Below are 1,036 nucleotides of genomic sequence, written 5' to 3' on the forward strand. Positions count from 1 at the left end.
GTCGGCAGCGTCAGATGTGTATAAGAGACAGCATTACACCCCTCACCGCGCAGGCAGGATTTTGCGAATACCCGGTTACGCTCCCTTTCCTCCGCCCTGCGTTTTTCTTCGGCTTCCTTTTCTGCTGCCAGCTTTGCGGCGTGTTCCTCTCTGGCAATCTCAACCGGGTCACGTCCCCGTCCCAGCCACTGACCTGCCGGAGCAATCACCCGGTTCGAACCCGGAGGGCAATCACAGTGTACCTCTGAACCGTGAACGGCGGCGGGTACCCCGTGAAATGTCACGCGATCCTCACCCGATACAATCACGCCCTGTTTCCCGCATTTGGGACAGGGTGTGGTTTTATCACCCACCCGGAGAATTCTGCGTCCGAATTCGGTGCTGTCCGTAATGGACGCAATACACCTGGCACCGGTGGTGGTTTTATCATTCTCAAGCGCCTGCCCACGCCCGTAATTATCGGTGCGATAACCCATGCGTTACGCTCCGGTAACTGTCAGAAAATCCGCCCCGGAAGTAATCCCTTCACGTGTGACCAGATAAGTATGGCGCTGCGGTGTACTGATAATTTCGTCACCGTTATCCAGTAGACTGTCCACCAGCGCAACGTCTGCCCCATTGCACATACTGGTTGCGCCAGCGCTGGTGGCTATGGTGGCAGTGCTGCCGTCAGGACAGGTAACGATATCCCCGGCGGTGGCTATGCTGGCGTAGCGTCCATTATCAAGCAGGAGTTTTGATTCACGCTCCACCGGCGCAACGATCCCCCCACAGCGGGTAATGTTCCCTTCCGTTGCTATTCGCCAGATAGCATTCACAGGATGCTTCCATTCCAGCGCTTTTTCCTCTGCGATTATGGCGCGTGAATCTTGATCCATTGCGGCAATTTCTTCCGCAGTAAAAGGCGACATTTCCAGTTCGGCTACTATTTCTGGTGTTAATTCATTGCTGTATTGCTGATCCATGTAAATTCCCTTTAATTCCAGTTAGTTAAAAAATCTGTCTCTTATACACATCTGACGCTGCCGACGACGGA

2 protein-coding genes are annotated in these 1,036 nt (G+C 53.9%); both read right to left on the bottom strand.

Annotated features, from left to right (window positions below):
* Positions 1-476 (bottom strand): PAAR domain-containing protein (locus HBA26_RS23030; protein WP_243854864.1); only part of this gene is annotated, 476 nt, incomplete at its 3' end.
* 3 nt (positions 477-479) lie between these two features.
* Positions 480-965 (bottom strand): PAAR domain-containing protein, encoded by a 486-nt coding sequence (locus HBA26_RS22615; protein ID WP_126345823.1) that lies wholly within the window; start codon positions 963-965, stop codon positions 480-482.
* Positions 966-1,036 lie beyond the last annotated feature (71 nt).

Origin of the sequence: Enterobacter sp. 725m/11 (assembly GCF_011683705.1) — a bacterium.
Taxonomy (GTDB): domain Bacteria; phylum Pseudomonadota; class Gammaproteobacteria; order Enterobacterales; family Enterobacteriaceae; genus Enterobacter; species Enterobacter bugandensis.

Bases quoted from the DNA above. Each gene is read 5' to 3' on its own strand.
- HBA26_RS22615 (WP_126345823.1), bottom strand. From the start codon at position 965: ATGGATCAGCAATACAGCAATGAATTAACACCAGAAATAGTAGCCGAA.